Origin of the sequence: Rubrobacter tropicus (assembly GCF_011492945.1) — a bacterium.
Taxonomy (GTDB): Bacteria; Actinomycetota; Rubrobacteria; order Rubrobacterales; family Rubrobacteraceae; genus Rubrobacter_D; species Rubrobacter_D tropicus.
Genome location: NZ_CP045119.1, coordinates 4,173,430 through 4,188,337, shown reverse-complemented (window position 1 = coordinate 4,188,337; position 14,908 = coordinate 4,173,430). Strand labels below are relative to the sequence as shown.

At 67.2% G+C, this 14,908-nt stretch carries 15 protein-coding genes; 8 read left to right on the top strand and 7 right to left on the bottom strand.

Features of this window, described 5'->3' with window-relative positions; translation table 11 throughout:
- The first annotated feature begins 85 nt into the window (after window positions 1–85).
- Complete coding sequence (locus GBA63_RS20935) at window positions 86–1,666, top strand: Na+/H+ antiporter (protein ID WP_166179320.1); 1,581 nt, start codon at window positions 86–88, stop codon at window positions 1,664–1,666.
- A gap of 51 nt (window positions 1,667–1,717) precedes the next feature.
- On the opposite strand, the gene GBA63_RS20930 is transcribed toward GBA63_RS20935, so the two are convergent.
- Both GBA63_RS20930 and GBA63_RS20925 read right to left on the bottom strand, forming a co-directional pair.
- A complete protein-coding gene (locus GBA63_RS20930) occupies window positions 1,718–2,806 on the bottom strand; it encodes a carboxylate-amine ligase (protein ID WP_166179318.1) in 1,089 nt (362 codons plus the stop codon).
- Window positions 2,807–2,988: 182 nt separating this feature from the next.
- Window positions 2,989–3,837 carry a hypothetical protein gene (locus GBA63_RS20925; protein WP_166179316.1) on the bottom strand — a complete coding sequence of 283 codons (849 nt, stop codon included), beginning with the start codon at window positions 3,835–3,837 and terminating at the stop codon, window positions 2,989–2,991.
- A gap of 60 nt (window positions 3,838–3,897) precedes the next feature.
- Between GBA63_RS20925 and GBA63_RS20920 the strand changes: the two genes are divergently transcribed.
- Window positions 3,898–4,749: an LCP family protein gene (locus tag GBA63_RS20920; protein ID WP_166179314.1), complete on the top strand. Its 852-nt coding sequence runs from the start codon at window positions 3,898–3,900 to the stop codon at window positions 4,747–4,749.
- Window positions 4,750–4,805: 56 nt separating this feature from the next.
- Here the strand turns inward: GBA63_RS20920 and GBA63_RS20915 are convergent, their stop codons facing one another.
- The 3 genes from GBA63_RS20915 to GBA63_RS20905 all read right to left on the bottom strand — a co-directional run bounded on the left by GBA63_RS20915 (window position 4,806) and on the right by GBA63_RS20905 (window position 6,623).
- Complete coding sequence (locus GBA63_RS20915; RefSeq protein ID WP_166179312.1) at window positions 4,806–5,234, bottom strand: class I SAM-dependent methyltransferase; 429 nt, start codon at window positions 5,232–5,234, stop codon at window positions 4,806–4,808.
- 235 nt (window positions 5,235–5,469) lie between these two features.
- Entirely contained in the window at window positions 5,470–5,892 is a 423-nt protein-coding gene (locus GBA63_RS20910) for a hypothetical protein (RefSeq protein WP_166179310.1), read from the bottom strand.
- 62 nt (window positions 5,893–5,954) lie between these two features.
- Window positions 5,955–6,623: a DUF2225 domain-containing protein gene (locus GBA63_RS20905; protein WP_166179308.1), complete on the bottom strand. Its 669-nt coding sequence runs from the start codon at window positions 6,621–6,623 to the stop codon at window positions 5,955–5,957.
- A 140-nt stretch (window positions 6,624–6,763) separates the two neighbouring features.
- Between GBA63_RS20905 and GBA63_RS20900 the strand changes: the two genes are divergently transcribed.
- On the top strand, window positions 6,764–6,961 hold the full coding sequence (locus GBA63_RS20900) for a hypothetical protein (RefSeq protein ID WP_166179306.1): 198 nt from the start codon (window positions 6,764–6,766) through the stop codon (window positions 6,959–6,961).
- Between the two features lie 3 nt (window positions 6,962–6,964).
- Here the strand turns inward: GBA63_RS20900 and GBA63_RS20895 are convergent, their stop codons facing one another.
- A complete protein-coding gene (locus GBA63_RS20895; protein ID WP_166179304.1) occupies window positions 6,965–7,957 on the bottom strand; it encodes an NAD(P)-dependent oxidoreductase in 993 nt (330 codons plus the stop codon).
- A gap of 262 nt (window positions 7,958–8,219) precedes the next feature.
- Here GBA63_RS20895 and GBA63_RS20890 point away from each other — a divergent pair, with 262 nt between their 5' ends.
- The 5 genes from GBA63_RS20890 to GBA63_RS20870 all read left to right on the top strand — a co-directional run bounded on the left by GBA63_RS20890 (window position 8,220) and on the right by GBA63_RS20870 (window position 13,395).
- Window positions 8,220–9,281 carry a BMP family lipoprotein gene (locus GBA63_RS20890; protein WP_166179303.1) on the top strand — a complete coding sequence of 354 codons (1,062 nt, stop codon included), beginning with the start codon at window positions 8,220–8,222 and terminating at the stop codon, window positions 9,279–9,281.
- Between the two features lie 78 nt (window positions 9,282–9,359).
- Window positions 9,360–10,859 (top strand): ABC transporter ATP-binding protein, encoded by a 1,500-nt coding sequence (locus tag GBA63_RS20885; RefSeq protein ID WP_166180464.1) that lies wholly within the window; start codon window positions 9,360–9,362, stop codon window positions 10,857–10,859.
- On the top strand, window positions 10,856–11,941 hold the full coding sequence (locus tag GBA63_RS20880) for an ABC transporter permease (RefSeq protein WP_166179301.1): 1,086 nt from the start codon (window positions 10,856–10,858) through the stop codon (window positions 11,939–11,941). Before GBA63_RS20885 ends, GBA63_RS20880 begins: the two co-directional genes overlap by 4 nt.
- 2 nt (window positions 11,942–11,943) lie before the next feature.
- On the top strand, window positions 11,944–12,867 hold the full coding sequence (locus GBA63_RS20875) for an ABC transporter permease (protein ID WP_166179299.1): 924 nt from the start codon (window positions 11,944–11,946) through the stop codon (window positions 12,865–12,867).
- 60 nt (window positions 12,868–12,927) lie between these two features.
- Window positions 12,928–13,395 (top strand): hypothetical protein, encoded by a 468-nt coding sequence (locus GBA63_RS20870; protein WP_166179297.1) that lies wholly within the window; start codon window positions 12,928–12,930, stop codon window positions 13,393–13,395.
- Between the two features lie 378 nt (window positions 13,396–13,773).
- On the opposite strand, the gene GBA63_RS20865 is transcribed toward GBA63_RS20870, so the two are convergent.
- Window positions 13,774–14,907, bottom strand: coding sequence for a GNAT family N-acetyltransferase (locus GBA63_RS20865; protein WP_166179295.1), 1,134 nt, complete (start codon window positions 14,905–14,907; stop codon window positions 13,774–13,776).
- Window position 14,908 lies beyond the last annotated feature (1 nt).

Here is a 14,908-nt window from a genome sequence, read left to right as displayed (position 1 = left end):
GCGTTTCCGTGGTCCGTTTTTCCCGAAGCGGGCGTGCTGTAAGATGCTTCCGTCAGGAGTTCCTCACGGCTTCTAGAGAGAATGCATGGGACAGATAGAAGCGCTCATTTTCCTGCTCGGGATGGCGGCGCTGCTCGCGCAGTTGGCGCGGGTCGCCCGGGTTCCGTACCCGATCTTTTTGGTCCTCGGCGGGCTCACGCTCGGCTTCACGCCGGGGCTTCCGACGGTGGAGATACCGCCCGAGGTTATCTTCGTGATCTTCCTGCCCCCCCTCCTGAACTCCTCGGCCTACGCCTTCTCGCCGCTGGACCTGCGCGCCCACCTCCGGGCGATAACGCTTCTCTCGGTGGGCCTGGTCCTCCTGACGACCTTGGGTGTCGCCGCGGTCGCCCACTTCGTCGTCGGGCTGCCGTGGGCGGCCTCCTTCGTGCTCGGTGCCATACTCGCCCCCACGGACCCTGTGGCCGCGGAGGCGATCTTCCGCCGCCTCGGCGTCCCGGAGAGGGTCGGCACGGTCGTCGGCGGCGAGAGCCTTATCAACGACGGCACCGGCCTCGTCGCCTTCAGGGTCGCGCTGGTCGCCGTGACCACGGGGACGTTCTCGTTGTGGGAGGCCGGGTTGGACTTTCTGCTCGTCGGCGGGGGTGGGATCCTCTTCGGCCTCGTGGTCGCCAGGGTCGTGCTGCCGCTGTGGGGGAGGCTGCGGGACCCGTCCATCCAGATCACCTTCTCCGTCCTGATCCCGTACGGCGTCTACATCTGTTCGGAGCGGCTTCTCGGCGTCTCCGGCATCCTGGCGGTGGTCGCCTACGGGATGGTCCAGGGCTGGCGGGCCCCGAGGCTCTTCGCGAACGCCTCGACGCGCATCCAGGCCGTCGCGTTCTGGGGCGTGCTGGTCTTCGTTCTGGAAGCGCTGCTGTTCGTCCTGGTCGGCCAGCAGCTACCCTCGATTATCGGGAACCTCGGGGAGTACGCCTTCTGGCAGATCCTGCTCTACGCCGCCCTCGTCTACGTCGCCCTCCTGCTCACGCGCACGGCTTTCTTCTTCACGGTGCCCTACCTGCACCCCGTTTTCGACCGGCTCCTCCGCAGCCGGTACGGGCGCGGCACCCCGCAGGAGTACCTGGTGATGAGCTGGAGCGGCATGAGGGGTGGCGTCTCGCTGGCGGCGGCCCTTACCGTGCCCACCGTCGTCGACGGCCAGGCCTATGAGGTCCGAGACCTGATCCTCTTCATAACCTTCGCCGTGATCCTGGCTACGCTGGTTCTGCAGGGGCTCACCCTCCCTACCCTCATAAACCGCCTTCGCCTCGAAGGCGAGACGGATACCACCGCCGAGCTTCGGGCCCGCCTCGAAGGCGCCCGCGCGGCCCTCGACCGGCTTGAGAGGATGTGCGCGGAGAACAGCCTCCCGCCGCAAAACGAGCAGGGCATGAGGGACTACTACGAAGACCGCATCCGACGCTACGAATCCGGCATCGAGGCCGGCGGCGTAACCCGGGAGTACGCCGAGAGCTCCGCCACCTGGCGCAACTGGCGCCGGGACCTCATCGAGGCCGAGCGGGAGGCCATCATCCGGATGCGGGACATGGGTGAGATCAGCCCCGAGACCATGCGCCGTATCGAACGAGACCTGGATCTAGAGGAGTCCCGTATCGGCGGGTGAGGGGAGCTGGTCAGCCAGTCAGCGCGCCGCCCAACGGCGGCTTTCAGCCTGTCAGCCGGGCGTGGTGGCGCGCGCGACGTGGTCGACCAGATCCTCCAGCGAGCCGTTTCTCCCGAAGGCTTCCCGCTGACGTTCGGCCCCGTTGCCGTGGTCCGCGATCTCCAGGATGCCTTCGAGCTCGGCCTCACAACCGAGTCCTTGCGAGACGGGGCGCAATTCTTCGACGAGCGTCCGGGCCATCGCGCGGGCCGGGACGGACTCCCCGGCGGGGAAGTCGTAGAAGGTCGCGTCGAGGCCGCGTCGGACGGCGCGCCACTTGTTCTCGGCGATGAAGAGGGGGTCTTCCGGCTCGCGGCCGTCGGCGCTCGCGACGAGGCACTGGACGAGGGCGACGAGGGAGGCGGTGTGGGAGGCGTCCGTCTGGACGTCGGGGGCGCGGAGCTCGACCGTGCCGAACTTGAGGTGGGGACGGGCGTCCCACCAGCACCAGGAGTAGTCGGGGATGCTTCCGCAGGCGATGAGGGTCTCGACGTGTTCGACGAAGTCCTCCCAGTCGCGAAAGGCCGGCGGCAGGCCGGAGCGGGGAAACATCTCGAAGATCTTGATGCGGGTCGAGGCGAGCCTGGTGTCGGACCCGCGCCAGAACGGGGAGTTGGCAGAGAGCGCGACGAGGAGCGGCACCCACCGGGCAAGCTCGTTGACGGCCCCTATCGCCGCCTCGCCGTCGGAGACAGCGACGTGGATGTGCAGGCCGTAGATCGCCTGGGTCCGGGCCACCCAGCCCATCTCCTCCTCTATGCGGGCGTTGTGGTCGCCATCCGCGAGCGGCTGCTCCGTCGGGTCAGAGAAAGGATGCGTGCCGGCCGCGACGATCTCGGCCCCGCCGTTCCGCGCCAGCCCCGAGACCTCCCGGCGCAGAAGGGGCAACTCCCTCGCGAGATCGGCGACGTTTCCGAAGACCGGCGAGACCATCTCCACGCAGGACCGCGAAAGTTCCGAGGTAACGAGGCCCGTGCCGCCTCCGGATGAGATCACCCGCTCCACCGCCGGGACCAACGCGCGAGAGGAAGGATCTACTAGCTGAAACTCCTCCTCGATCCCAACGGTATACGCCGGACCGACGCCGAAAGCGTTCTCCATCCGCCTACTCTAACAGCACCCCGCCGCATCTTCGCGCCCACAACGCCCAAACACGGCGACCCACAGAAAAACCCATCCCAAAGTACATCCGCCAACAAACCAAAAAGCTGACAAGCTGAAAGCGAGCCCTGCGAAGCAGGGCGAAGCGCGCCGAGAGCGTAGGCGGAGCCGGAGCGTGCTGACTAGCTGACTAGCGAGCGGCGGCCGAGGGCGACGTGAATTCGCTGGGAAGTCTCAAGGTCGCGGACGGCATCGAAGAGCTTTCCTTCGGGGACGGTGGCGTACCAGCGCTCGGTGCGGTAGCCGTAGCGGCGCTTGAGCTCGCGCACGGAGGCGTCCGTGTAGCGGAGGGTGTAGACGAGCTTACGGACCTCGTCCGGCTTGCGCGGCAGGAGGCGGCGGCGTCCCTCGGTCCACCAGCCGATCGGCTGCATCGGCTCGCCGGAGCGCAGGATGCCCTGCGTCTCCCACTCCATTCTTAAAGACCCCATCTCGAAGGTGCCGGGCATGACGCTCAGCGGCCCGAGCGAGAAGGAATCGCCCTTGTGGAAGCCGAAGGTGCGTTCGAAGCGGTCCCTGAGCCCGCCCACGGGCATCCGCTCGTACCTGGAACGCAACTCCAGTAGCTGCTCGTCCGAGTATGCCTTGAGGCCGCCGGAGGTCGGGCGCTTCGGGTCGATCCCGCCCCGAAGGAGCACGCGTCGAAACCCCCGGAAGGAGCGGAGGCTCTTGAAGAGCCAGACCAGGTAGCCGCCGACGGCGAGCGCCAGGCCCAGAAGCATCGTTGCGTAAAACGCCCCCTGCGGCACCGTCACGCCGGCGCCCTCGACGTAGCTGGAGCCGAAAAGGTTGTAGAACAGGACGACGGCCGTCGTCGCCGCGACGAAGAAGACGAAGCCGACAAGCAAGAAGGCCCCGGCGCGCCGGATCGGCCCGGCGCAGGAGGCGGCCAGGCCCTCCCAGGCCACCCGCTCCTCTTCGAGCCCGAACGACTCTGTCCTGAGCTTCTCCATGACGACCAGTATACCCACATGCCGGCCCCCAAAGTTGGGTGAAATATCACCCGGCCACCCGCCGCGGCGTCCTTTCGCGTGGTAGAAGTTGGCTCCATGGGCATGAAGGTCTTCAAAGCGGGAAGGCCGGCGGGGGAGAAGCGCCGCGGCGGTCTGCTGAAACTGGCGGTGCTCTTCCTGCTTCTCCTCTTCCTGCTCCTGCTCGCGTACCTGTTCCTCCCTTTCGGAACGCAGCGGGCCGTGTTGCTCGGTAGCGACGCGTCCGCGGGCGGGGCGTCGCGGTCGGACACGATCGTGCTCACGAAGGCGGGGGGCGGGATGCTCGCCGTTCCCCGCGACACGCTCGTCGACATACCGGGCGTGGGGGAGGACAAGATCAACGCCGCCTTCGCCACCGGCGGCCCCGATCTCACCGTCGAGACCGTCGAGAACCTCACCGGCGTCCCCGTGGACGACTACGTGGTGGTGAACTTCGGCGGCGTAAAAGACATAGTGGACGCCATGGGCGGCATCACCCTCGAAGTGAACGAGCCGATAGAGGTCGGCATAGAGGGCCGGCGCGTCTCCATCCCGGCCGGCACCCGCGAGCTCGACGGCTTTGAAGCCCTCGCCTACGTCCGCTACAGGGGCGGTCCCACCGCAGACATAGGCCGCATCGGCCGCCAGCAGAAGTTTCTCCAGCAGCTCGCCCGGGAGTCCACGTCTCCGGCCAACCTTCCCCGCCTGCCCGCGACGGCCCGCGCGACCTGGCGTAACATCGACACCAACATGAACCCCCTACAGGCCGCCCGGTTCGGCATCCGCACCCGCCTCTCCGGCATAGAAGAAGCCGAACTCTACCCCGGCGCCCCGCAGTACATAGAAGGCATCTCCTACTGGGTACCTGACAAACAGGCAGGGGACGAGGTGGTGGCGCGGACGGTCGAATAACGATTCAGCCGGTCAGCACGCTTCGGCTTCGCCTGCGCTTTCAGCCTGTCAGCGTTTCAGCTTGCGGGCCGGTCGGTCCAGGCTACGCGGGTTATGACTACGTTGTTGGTGTCGGCGGCTTCGGTCTCGCCGGCTATCTCGTAGCCCCAATCGTTCAGCATATCGGCGACTGGTTCGGCCCTGGGTTCGGGGCGGCGGGAGCTGCCGTAGGAACAGAGGATCAGGCGTCCGCCGGGGGCCAGGTAGTCGCGGAGCAGGCGTTCGATCATGCCCTTTCGGCGATGCCTGGGAACGTATTCAAGCTCTGTGCGCACGAAGTCGAAGCGGAGCGGCGGCTCCCAGCTCATGACGTCGCCTGCAAAGATCCTGCCTTTCCAGCGGGGCAACCGCTTCCGGGCCAGGGCGGCCAGGGAGGGGATGAGCTCAAGGCCGTACGGCTCGATCCGAAACCCGTCTTCTTCTGACCATTCGAAGAGGCTCTCCATCAAGAGCCCGTTGGCACAGCCTACGTCGAGAAAGGCCCCGTTTCGGTCTATCGCGGAGGCGATGGGCCTACGGGCGAGTTCCCAACGGTTCGCGTCTCCCCGGAAGCCGGAGCCCGCGCGTGGATCTTCGGCCTCCAGGTAGGCCCGCTCCAGCAGCCGGCGTGTCCGGGCGTTGTGGAGGTCGTCTTCCGGCGTGACGCGGTACGGGTCGACACCCGAGGTCGCCGGGTGTGTCCTACGTGATGTCGTCGAACGTCCGAAGGTTTCTGCGGCGCGGGGTCAGCGCGTCTCTCATGCCGCTCAGGTCCCTCCGGGCGAGCCCGTAGGACACCAGGGATTCGACCTCCCTGGCCTTGTTTTTGTGCTCGCGCGTGACGTAGAGGGCAAATTGCCCGGCCCTGCTGCCGGGGACGCTGCTGGCCGGGTGCAGGCGCCTGGCGCTGAAGAGCAGGGCGTTCCTGAGCAGGCCTCGCCTCCTGAAGGAGACGGACTCGATCTCTTCGAAGGGGAGTACGACCTCCCTGGTCCCTATCCTGAACATGCTCTCATTTACCTCGAACTCGAGCACCAGCTCCGATTCGTAGACCCTTGCAATACCGTCGACGACGCCCAGGCCGCGCGGGATCCAGAACGGCAGGCTCATGAAGCTAGAGGACATACGCCAATCTTATGCGCGGCCGGACCGCAGAGCAAGTGCGGCCCCCGAAACCCGGCGCCTGTTCAGGCCGCCTGCTCCTCGGCCAGCTTCTTCTGTTTGTCTATGAGCCTGTCGAGCCAGGCGACGCGGGGGTCTCCTTCCGTGGTGCGGCCCGCGTTGACGTACCAGTTGAGGGCTTCCCGGTGGTTGCCGAGACGGCGGTTTAGCTCGCCGACGAGGTAGGCCGTGACGGAGAGTTCGCGTCCCACGAGGTTCTCGTCCTGGAGGGAGCGGATGAAGTGGCGGACGGCCCTCAGCTGGAAGGTGCTCTCGAAGGGGCGTTCGCGTTCTTTGCGGCAGACCCAGGAGGCGCGCAGGCACAGGTCGCCGAGGTCGCGGGAACGGGCGCCGCGGGCCTTGCCGCAGATCTCGGCCGCGTGGAAGGCGAGCCACGGCGGGGAGTTCGACCGGAAGACCCTGAGCAGGCCGTCCTCTTCCAAACGCACTTCCACGTCGTAGCGCTCGTCGAAGGAGAGGTAGAGGCCGCCGAAGTCCTCGCCGGCGGCGAAAGAGCAGGCCGGGCACATGGTGATGCCGTTCCGGATCAGGCGCGCGCCGTCGGACGGACGGCCCGGGATCTTGGGACAAAAGTCCGACTCCCTGCCGATGGTGACGTAGGTGCCGACGTGAGAGGCCCTGAAAGCATACCCGCAGACGGGACACGTAACGTGGCTCGGGCCCGACCTACCCACGGTTCTCGCACGCATGGTCGGGGACGGTCGCCGGGTCCGTTCTAGGGCCGCTCGGTAAGATCAAAGCGACCAAAAGTTTACCATAGCGCCGCCCCGGGCCGATATAATCGGGCCGGCAAACCAGGGGAGGAGACGCGCGCGTGGAGCCACAGAAGAGCGAGGCCGAGGTCGCCCTGGAACTTATGCGCCTGGTCTTGGAGCAGGCCGGGAGCCGCCGGCTCACCCCGACCCGCACCCTGGCCCTCTACCACCTCTGCAAGGAGGCCGTCGCCTACCATCCCGAAGGCCCCGTCACGGCCGACTACCTCGAAGAGAACCTCAGGAAGTTGTTGCAGTAGGTTCTATGCCCCGGACTCCAGGCGGCCTCTGGCCGCGCGGTCCTGAACCTTTTTGGGCAGCGGGTGGATGCCTGGCGGGTACTCGACGCCTTCTGTCGCTAGAAAGCCCGTCGCCTCGATCACGAGCGCGGTGACGAGGTCGAAGGTGTCGTAGGGGTCTCCGGGCCCGGCCGCCAGGTTGAACATCGCGCCGCCGGCGAGCAGGTAGAGCGCCTTACCGTCCAACGTGATCCGCTCGACGTGGCGACGCGGACGGCCCACGGCGTGCCGGCGCAGATCTTCGACGGGTAGCTCGCCGCTCGTGTGGCCGAGGTTTGCGAGGAAGGCATCGTTCTTGCAGCAGGAGAGCGCCTCGATGGGGATGACCCCGTCTCGGCCGGTGGCGGTGAATACGACGTCGGCGCGGGGTAGGCCGGCCTCGAGGGTCGGGGTCGGGAAGCCGAGGTGGGCCGCGGCGAGTCGGGCGGCGGGATCCGGGTCGCAGACCTCCACGACGGCGCCGAAGGAGCGCGCCGCGTCGGCGATACCGCGGCCGACGGGCCCGTAGCCGACGACGAGGACCGTCTTGCCGTAGAGGGAGAGGCCCGTGACGTCGAGGAAGGTGTTCGCCGCCATCAGGCCGACGAGGTGGCGGTTGTGGAGGCCCTGCTTCATGGGGACCGAATCCCAGTCGAAGACGGGGTAGGAGAGGTCGAGTTCCTTCAGGCGGGCTATGCCCGTGCCTGTTGCCTCAAGGCCGCCGCGCGCGGTGGCGAGCCTCCCGCCCGTCGCGGCCGTGGCATCGGCGCCCATCTCGGAGAGCAGGGTGGGACCGGCTTCGATGGCCGTCCGCAGGTGGGCCGCGTGGCGCTGCGGCGGGTCGTCCTTGCGGGCAGGGACTCTTACGCCGAGCGTCTCGAGGTGTTCGGCGACGTCGTTCCTCGTCGTGGCCGGGTTGGCGGCGCAGGCGTGGACCTCGGCGCCGGCCGTGAGGAGGGCCTCGAAGTAGGGGACCATCTTCAGGTCGAGGTGGCAGACGACGAGCAGGCGTTCGCCGGTTAGAGAGGGCAGGGTCCTGGCGGCCTCGGCCGTGGCCGGCGTGAAATAGCGGAGCCATTCCAGCTCGCGGGCGAAGTCGTCGTCTCGTGGAGGTTGCAGTAGTCTTCTCCTTTGCGCGGTTGGCCCTGACTCTATATGATGCCTGTCAACGATCTGTCACGTTGAGACCGGAAGCCCGGCGGGTCACGCGCGGGAGGCGGTTGGCGAAAAAGGAGGTCCTGTGCGTACCAGAGTTGGTTCGATCTCACTGGCACTAGCTGCGGCGCTGGTGGCCGTAGGATGCGGCGGCGGTGGAGGCGGCGGGGACCAGGGCGGAGGAGGAGGCGGTGGTGGTTCGAACGTGCGCCCGGCCCTCGTGCTCGACGTCGGCGGCCTCGGCGACCAGAGCTTCAACGATTCGGCCTACGCCGGGCTGCAGAGGGCCAAGAAAGAGTTCAATGCGGAGACCGAAACCCTGGAGTCAAGCGCCGCCACCGACTACGTCAACAACCTCACCCAGCTCGCCGACCAGGGGTACGACCCCGTGTTCGCCGTCGGGTTCCTCATGACAGACGCGGTCAACGAGATCGCCCCGCAGTACCCTGACACCAACTTCGCCATCGTGGACTCCGTGGTCGAGCCCAAGAACGCGGCGAGCCTCGTCTTCAGGGAGCAGGAGGGCAGCTACCTCGCCGGCGTCGTCGCCGGGCTCATGACCCAGGAAGAGACGCAGTACACCACCCCCGACGACAAGGTTGTGGGCTTTCTCGGCGGACAGGAGTCGGACCTCATAGGCAAGTTCGAGGCCGGGTACGTCGCGGGGGTCGAGTCAGTGTGCTCGGACTGCGAGGTGCTCGTCCAGTACGCCGGCTCGACGCCTGACGCGTTCAACGACCCGGCGAGGGGCAAGGAGATCTCGCTGCAGCAGATCAACGACGGCGCGGACATCATCTACCACGCCTCCGGCGCCACGGGCGCCGGCCTCTTTGACGCGGCCAAGGAACAGGACGCCTTCGCCATCGGCGTAGACGCCGACCAGGGCAAGCTGGTCCCCGACGCCCCGATCCTGACCTCGGTAGTCAAGCGCGTGGACAACGCGGTCTACCAGGCCATAAGCGACGCCAACGACGGCAACTTCCCCGGCGGTGAGGTCATCGACCTCGGCCTCAAGGAGAAAGGCCTGAGCCTGGCGCCGTTCGGCCGCTTCGACAACGACGTCCCCCAGGAGGTCAAGGACGAGGTGGACGCGGCCCAGAAGGGCATCATAAACGGCGACATCGAGGTCCCCGAAGCGCCGCAGTAGCGGGCGGGGGATCAGGCGTTGACGGAGGAGCGCGCGAGCGGGGGCGCGGCCAGGGTCGAGGCCCCGGTCGTCCTCGAGATGCGAGGCGTAACCAAGACGTTCGGGCCGGTCAGGGCGAACGACGGCGTTTCGATCACGCTCGGGCGGGGTGAGATACTTGGTCTTCTCGGCGAGAACGGGGCGGGCAAATCCACCCTGATGAAGATCCTGTACGGCCTCTACTCGCCGGACGAGGGCGAGATCTTCGTCGATGGGGAGCGGGCCGAGATCAAGGACCCCAAGGACGCGGTCTCCCGCGGCATCGGGATGGTCCACCAGCACTTCACCCTGATCCCGGCCCTCACCGTGGCCGAGAACATCGTGCTCGGCGCCGAACCCCGCAAGGGCGCCACCCTCGACCTCGCGAGGGCCATAAAGGACACCGAAGAACTCTCCGGGCGCTACGGTTTGCGGGTGAACCCGAGGGCGCGGGTCGCGGAACTCTCGGTGGGCGAGCAGCAGCGGGTCGAGATCTTGAAGACCCTTTACCGCGAGGCCCGCATCCTCGTCCTCGACGAGCCGACCGCCGTCCTGACCCCGCAGGAGACCGAAGACCTCTTCTCCGTACTGAAGGAGCTCGTCGCCGACGGCCTCTCCGTAATCCTGATAACCCACAAGCTGGGCGAGCTGTTGGGTATCTCGGAGCGCATCACCATCATCCGCGACGGCAAGGTGGTTGAGACGGTCGAGACCGCCGGGACGGACGAGGGGGAGCTCGCCCGCCTGATGGTCGGCCGCGAGGTCCTCTTGCGCGTCGAGAAGACGGAGGCCGAGGTCGGGGAGCCGCGGCTCTCGGCGGAGGGGCTCGTCGTCTTGTCCGGCTCCGGGACGAGGGCGGTCGACGGGATCAGCCTAGAGGTGCGCGGGGGGGAGATACTGGGTATAGCAGGCGTGGACGGCAACGGCCAGACGGAGCTCGCCGAGGCGCTCGCCGGAACCCGGCCTATCGAGGAGGGCAGGGTCTACCTCGACGGCGAGGACGTGACGCGGGTGGGGGCCAACGGCCGCCAGGGCCGCGGGCTAGCCTACGTGCCCGAGGACCGGGGGACGAAGGGACTCGTCCAGGACTTCTCCCTCTCGGAGAACTACGCGCTAAAGACCTACGATGAAGCCCCGTTCTCCAGGTGGGGTTGGATCTTCCCCAAGGCCATGCGCCGCCGCGCGGCGGAATCCCTGCGCGCCTACGACGTCCGACCGCCCGACCCCGACGCGAGGGCAGGCTCACTCTCCGGCGGAAACCAGCAGAAGGCCGTGCTCGCCCGCGAGCTCTCCGGCGACCCCGGCGTCATCATCGCCGCCCAGCCGACCCGCGGCGTGGATGTCGGCGCGATCGAGTTCATCCACCGCCAGCTCCTCGACCAGCGCTCCCGCGGTAAGGCCATCCTGCTAATCTCCCTGGAGCTCGAAGAGGTCCGCTCGCTCTCCGACCGCATAGCCGTCATCTACGACGGCAGGATCGTCGGCGAGGTCGGCCCGGACGCGACCGACGAGGAGCTCGGCCTGTTGATGGCCGGGCGGGTTGGCAGGGAGGACGCTTGAGCAACAGGCTGCGCCGGGCGCTGGTGGACGCGGGGGGCGCGCTCGTTTTCCCCCTCATCGCCATTCTCATCTCGTTCGTGCTCGGGGCACTGATCGTGCTTGCGACGGGCAACAACCCGTTGACGGCCTACTCCGCGCTCGTGCGGGGGGCCGTGGGTTCCCCGACCGCCATAGGCCGGACGCTGCTCGGGGCGACGCCCCTGATCTTCACCGGCCTCGCCGTCGCCGTCGCCTTCAGGGCCGGGCTCTTCAATATAGGGGGCGAGGGCCAGCTCTATATCGGGGCCATCACCGCCGCCTGGCTCGGGGTGACTCTGGGCTCCCTCGGCGCCCTCTCGATACCGCTGGTCTTGCTCGCCTGCGTCGTGACGGGCTTCTTGTGGGGCGCGATACCGGGTGTCCTCAAGGCGCGTTTCGGGGCGCACGAGGTCATCACCACTATCATGCTGAACTTTATAGGGATCAACCTGGCCACCTACCTGGCGCTCAAGCCCCTGAGAACCGAAGGTCTCGTCCCCGGCACCGACGCCATAGATTTCGCGGCCCGCATCCCGTTTGTCGGGCTGGGGCTCGGGCGGGCCAACTACGGGTTCCTGCTCGCGCTCGTCGCGGCGGTGGTGGCTTACCTGCTGCTGTGGAGGACCAGAAGGGGGTTTCAGATCCGGGCGGTCGGCCTCTCGCCGGGCGCCGCGAACTACGCCGGCATGGGCATCGGGACCAACACCGTCCTCGCCCTCGCCATCGGCGGGGCCTTCGCGGCCATCGGCGGCGGGGTCGAGGTTCTCGGCGTCTACGGCAAGATGACGATACCGTTCGTCACGAACCTGGGCTTCAACGGCATCGGGGTGGCGCTGCTCGGGCGCAACCACCCGGCAGGCGTGGTGCTCGGAGCCCTGCTCTTCGGCGGGCTCGCCTCGGGCGCGCAGGAGATGCAGTTCTCGACGGACGTGCCGTTGCAACTCACCAACGTGCTGCTCGCGGTGATCCTGCTGCTCGTTACCGCCACCAAGCTCGTCGAGCTCCTGCTCGGCAAGCGCGCCCGCGCCCTGGCCGGCGCCCGCCTTGAGAAAGGGTTGGGTTAGTAGTGGACGAGATCTTCGGCGCCCCCGGCCAACTCCTCGCCTCGACGATCCGGAACGCCACGCCGCTCGTCTTCGCCGCCCTTGGCGGCATGTTCAGCGAGAGGAGCGGGGTGGTAAACATCGGCCTGGAAGGGCTGATGCTTATCAGCGCGTTCGCTGGTGTTGTGGGGGCCTTTCTCTCGGGGAGCGCGGTGGTCGCCCTTGGCTTCGCGCTCGCGGCGGGCCTCCTCTTCGCCCTGATCCACGCGCTCATGTGCGTCACGTTCGAGGCCGACCAGATCATATCCGGCACCGCCATTAACCTGCTGGCTCTGGGCGGAACGGGCTTCCTGATGGTCTCGGTTTTCGGCTCCGGCGGAACCTCCCCGCGCGTCGAGGGTTTCGGCGAGGTTCCGATACCTCTCCTCAGCAGCATCCCGGTTGTAGGCCCCGCTCTCTTCTCCCAGAGCGTTCTGGTCTACCTGATGTACGTGATGGTCCCCGTCACGTTTTTCGTACTCTTCCGAACCCCCTTCGGGCTCCGGCTGCGGGCGACGGGCGAGTCTCCCGAGGCGGTTGACACAGCCGGCGTGAGCGTGGGCAGGATGCGCTACTACGGCGTCGCGCTCTCGGGGCTTCTGGCCTCTCTGGGCGGTATATATCTTTCGATGGGCCTCCTCTCCGCCTTCACCGAGGGGATGACCAACGGCAGGGGGTTTATCGCGCTGGCGGCCCTCATATTCGGCCGGTGGAACCCCATAGGCGCCGCGGGGGCGGCCCTGCTTTTCGGCTTCGCCCTGGCCGTCACCTTCAGGGCCCCACAGGAGGTCATACCCAACGAGTTCTTACAGATGATTCCCTACGTGCTCACCATCGTCGCCCTCGCCGCTTTCGGCGGACGCGCCATCGCCCCCGCCGCCATCGGCAAGCCCTACCGCAAGGAGTAGATGCCCCGCCTCTGGGTACAACCTGATTTGACGGGGCCCGGCAAACGAGGAGGATGCCACATGGACGCGAGAGGCAGAATCCTTGCCGGGGCGCTCGGGGGGGCAGGGGGCACGCTCGTCCTGTCGGCGTTGCGCGGGGTCTTGAAGAAGACGGGCGTCGTCTTCGATACGGCCCCGACGCAGGTCGTCGACCGGGTCGAGGAGGTTTTCGCGGCGGACGGGCTATCGCCGAACACCCGGCGGGCCCTGGCCGCCACCGCGCACGTCTCCTACGGCGTCGGCGCAGGAGTGGCCTTCGGCCTCCTGCGCCGGGAGGGCGGCGGGGCGGGCGAAGAGGCCGCGGTTGGCTCGTCGCTGGGTGTACTCGCCTGGGGCGTGGGGTGGTCGAGCTGGCTGCCGCTCGCGGGCGTTCATTCGCCGCCGTGGGAGCAGCAGACCGTCAAGGTCCTTCTACCCGTGCTGGACCACGCCGTCTTCGGCGCCGCGTGGGGTCTGATCTTCTCCGCCCTGACCCGCCACCGCCCGTAACAGCGATACCCCCTGCAGCGGTTCGCGGAAGGATGGGAACCTTCGCGAATAGGCCAAGGGTCGTAGAGTGCTTCAGGTTTTCGGGTTCTTGGGCTCTTGGGGGTGGGGGATGGGTCTTGCCCGAAGTTTCGTGACGCACCCCTTTGAACCTGAATGCCTCAGAACCTTAGGCTATCAGCCATCAGCCATCAGCCATCAGCTTTTAGCAAGAGCAAAGAAGCTGACCGCTGAAAGCGGAGGCGGAGCCGAAGCGGGCTGATAGCTGACCGCGCGGATCGCAGTGGCTCAATGCCACTGCGATCCGCTTTAGAGCCTCACGAACCTCCCGGTTCATCTCTTACGGGAGTCGCTCTAAAACCAGTAAACCTTCGCGGACGGTTATTTCTTGTAAGGGTCGTGCCTGGAGTACTCCTCCACGGCCTGATCGAGGTACTCCTTCTCCTCTTCGACGAAGCGCTCGATGGCCCGCCTGAAGGCCGGGTGGCGGAGCTCGTGGGCGCTGCGGGTGAGGGTGGGGAGGAAACCACGCGCCAGCTTGTGCTCGCCCTGGGCCCCCGCCTCGAAGAGCTTTATCTCCCGCTCGATGGCGAATTCGATGGTCTGGTAGTAGCAGAGCTCGAAGTGGAGGTTGCGGCGGTCTTCGACGGCGCCCCAGTGACGGCCGAAGAGGGCTGCGTCCTTGTAGAAGTTGATGGTGCCGGCTATGGGACGCCCCGCCTCGTCCCGGGCCAGCACGAAGAGGAGGCGGTCTTTCATGGTGCTGAAGACTTCTCTGAAGAAGGCCCTGTTCAGATACGGAGAGCCCCACTTCCTGTCGGCGGTCGCCATGTAGAAGCGGTACATCGTGTCGGCGTGGGACGGTTCGAGCGCCTCGCCCGTCAGGCGCTCTATCGTCAGGTTCTCTTCGGCGAGCTGGCGGCGCTCGCGCGAGATCTGACGCCGGCGCTTGCTCACGAGCGTCTCAAGATAGTCGTCGAACGATGCGTGACCCCGGTTGCGCCAGTGGAACTGCAACGAGTGGCGCACCGCGAACCCGCGTTCCTGGAAGTCTTCGAGGTCCCCCTCCGGCACGAAGAGCGCGTGCGTGGAGCTTGCCCGGTTCTCCTCGCCGACCTCCCGCGCCGCGTCGAGCAACGTACGGACGATGGCCTCCCTGTCCACGTCTGGCCTGACGAGGATCCTCGGCCCGGTCGCGGGCGTGAACGGCACGGCGGCGACGAGCTTCGGGTAGTAGGGGACGCCGTGCTGGTGGTAGGCGTGCGCCCACTCCCAGTCGAAGACGTACTCCCCGTAAGAGTCTGTCTTGAGGTAGAGGGGCATGATGCCGACGAGCCGCCCCTCGCTCTCGCAGACGAGGTGTACCGGCGACCAGCCGGTGCCGGGGCCCACGCTTCCCGACTTCTCAAGGGCGTCGAGGAACTCGTAGTCGAAGAACGGGAAGTCCGGGGGCTCAAGCGCGCGCCAGGCCGCCTCGCCTACCTGCTCCACGGCGTCGATCAGGCCGACGCGCAAC

What these genes read in the sequence shown, in the direction of transcription:
- GBA63_RS20885 (WP_166180464.1), top strand. Translation starts at nt 9,360, where the DNA reads ATGCGAGGCGTAACCAAGACGTTCGGGCCGGTCAGGGCGAACGACGGC.
- GBA63_RS20930 (WP_166179318.1), bottom strand. Translation starts at nt 2,806, where the DNA reads ATGGAGAACGCTTTCGGCGTCGGTCCGGCGTATACCGTTGGGATCGAG.
- GBA63_RS20870 (WP_166179297.1), top strand. Translation starts at nt 12,928, where the DNA reads ATGGACGCGAGAGGCAGAATCCTTGCCGGGGCGCTCGGGGGGGCAGGG.
- GBA63_RS20895 (WP_166179304.1), bottom strand. Translation starts at nt 7,957, where the DNA reads ATGGTCCCCTACTTCGAGGCCCTCCTCACGGCCGGCGCCGAGGTCCAC.
- GBA63_RS20915 (WP_166179312.1), bottom strand. Translation starts at nt 5,234, where the DNA reads ATGGAGAGCCTCTTCGAATGGTCAGAAGAAGACGGGTTTCGGATCGAG.
- GBA63_RS20935 (WP_166179320.1), top strand. Translation starts at nt 86, where the DNA reads ATGGGACAGATAGAAGCGCTCATTTTCCTGCTCGGGATGGCGGCGCTG.
- GBA63_RS20910 (WP_166179310.1), bottom strand. Translation starts at nt 5,892, where the DNA reads ATGTCCTCTAGCTTCATGAGCCTGCCGTTCTGGATCCCGCGCGGCCTG.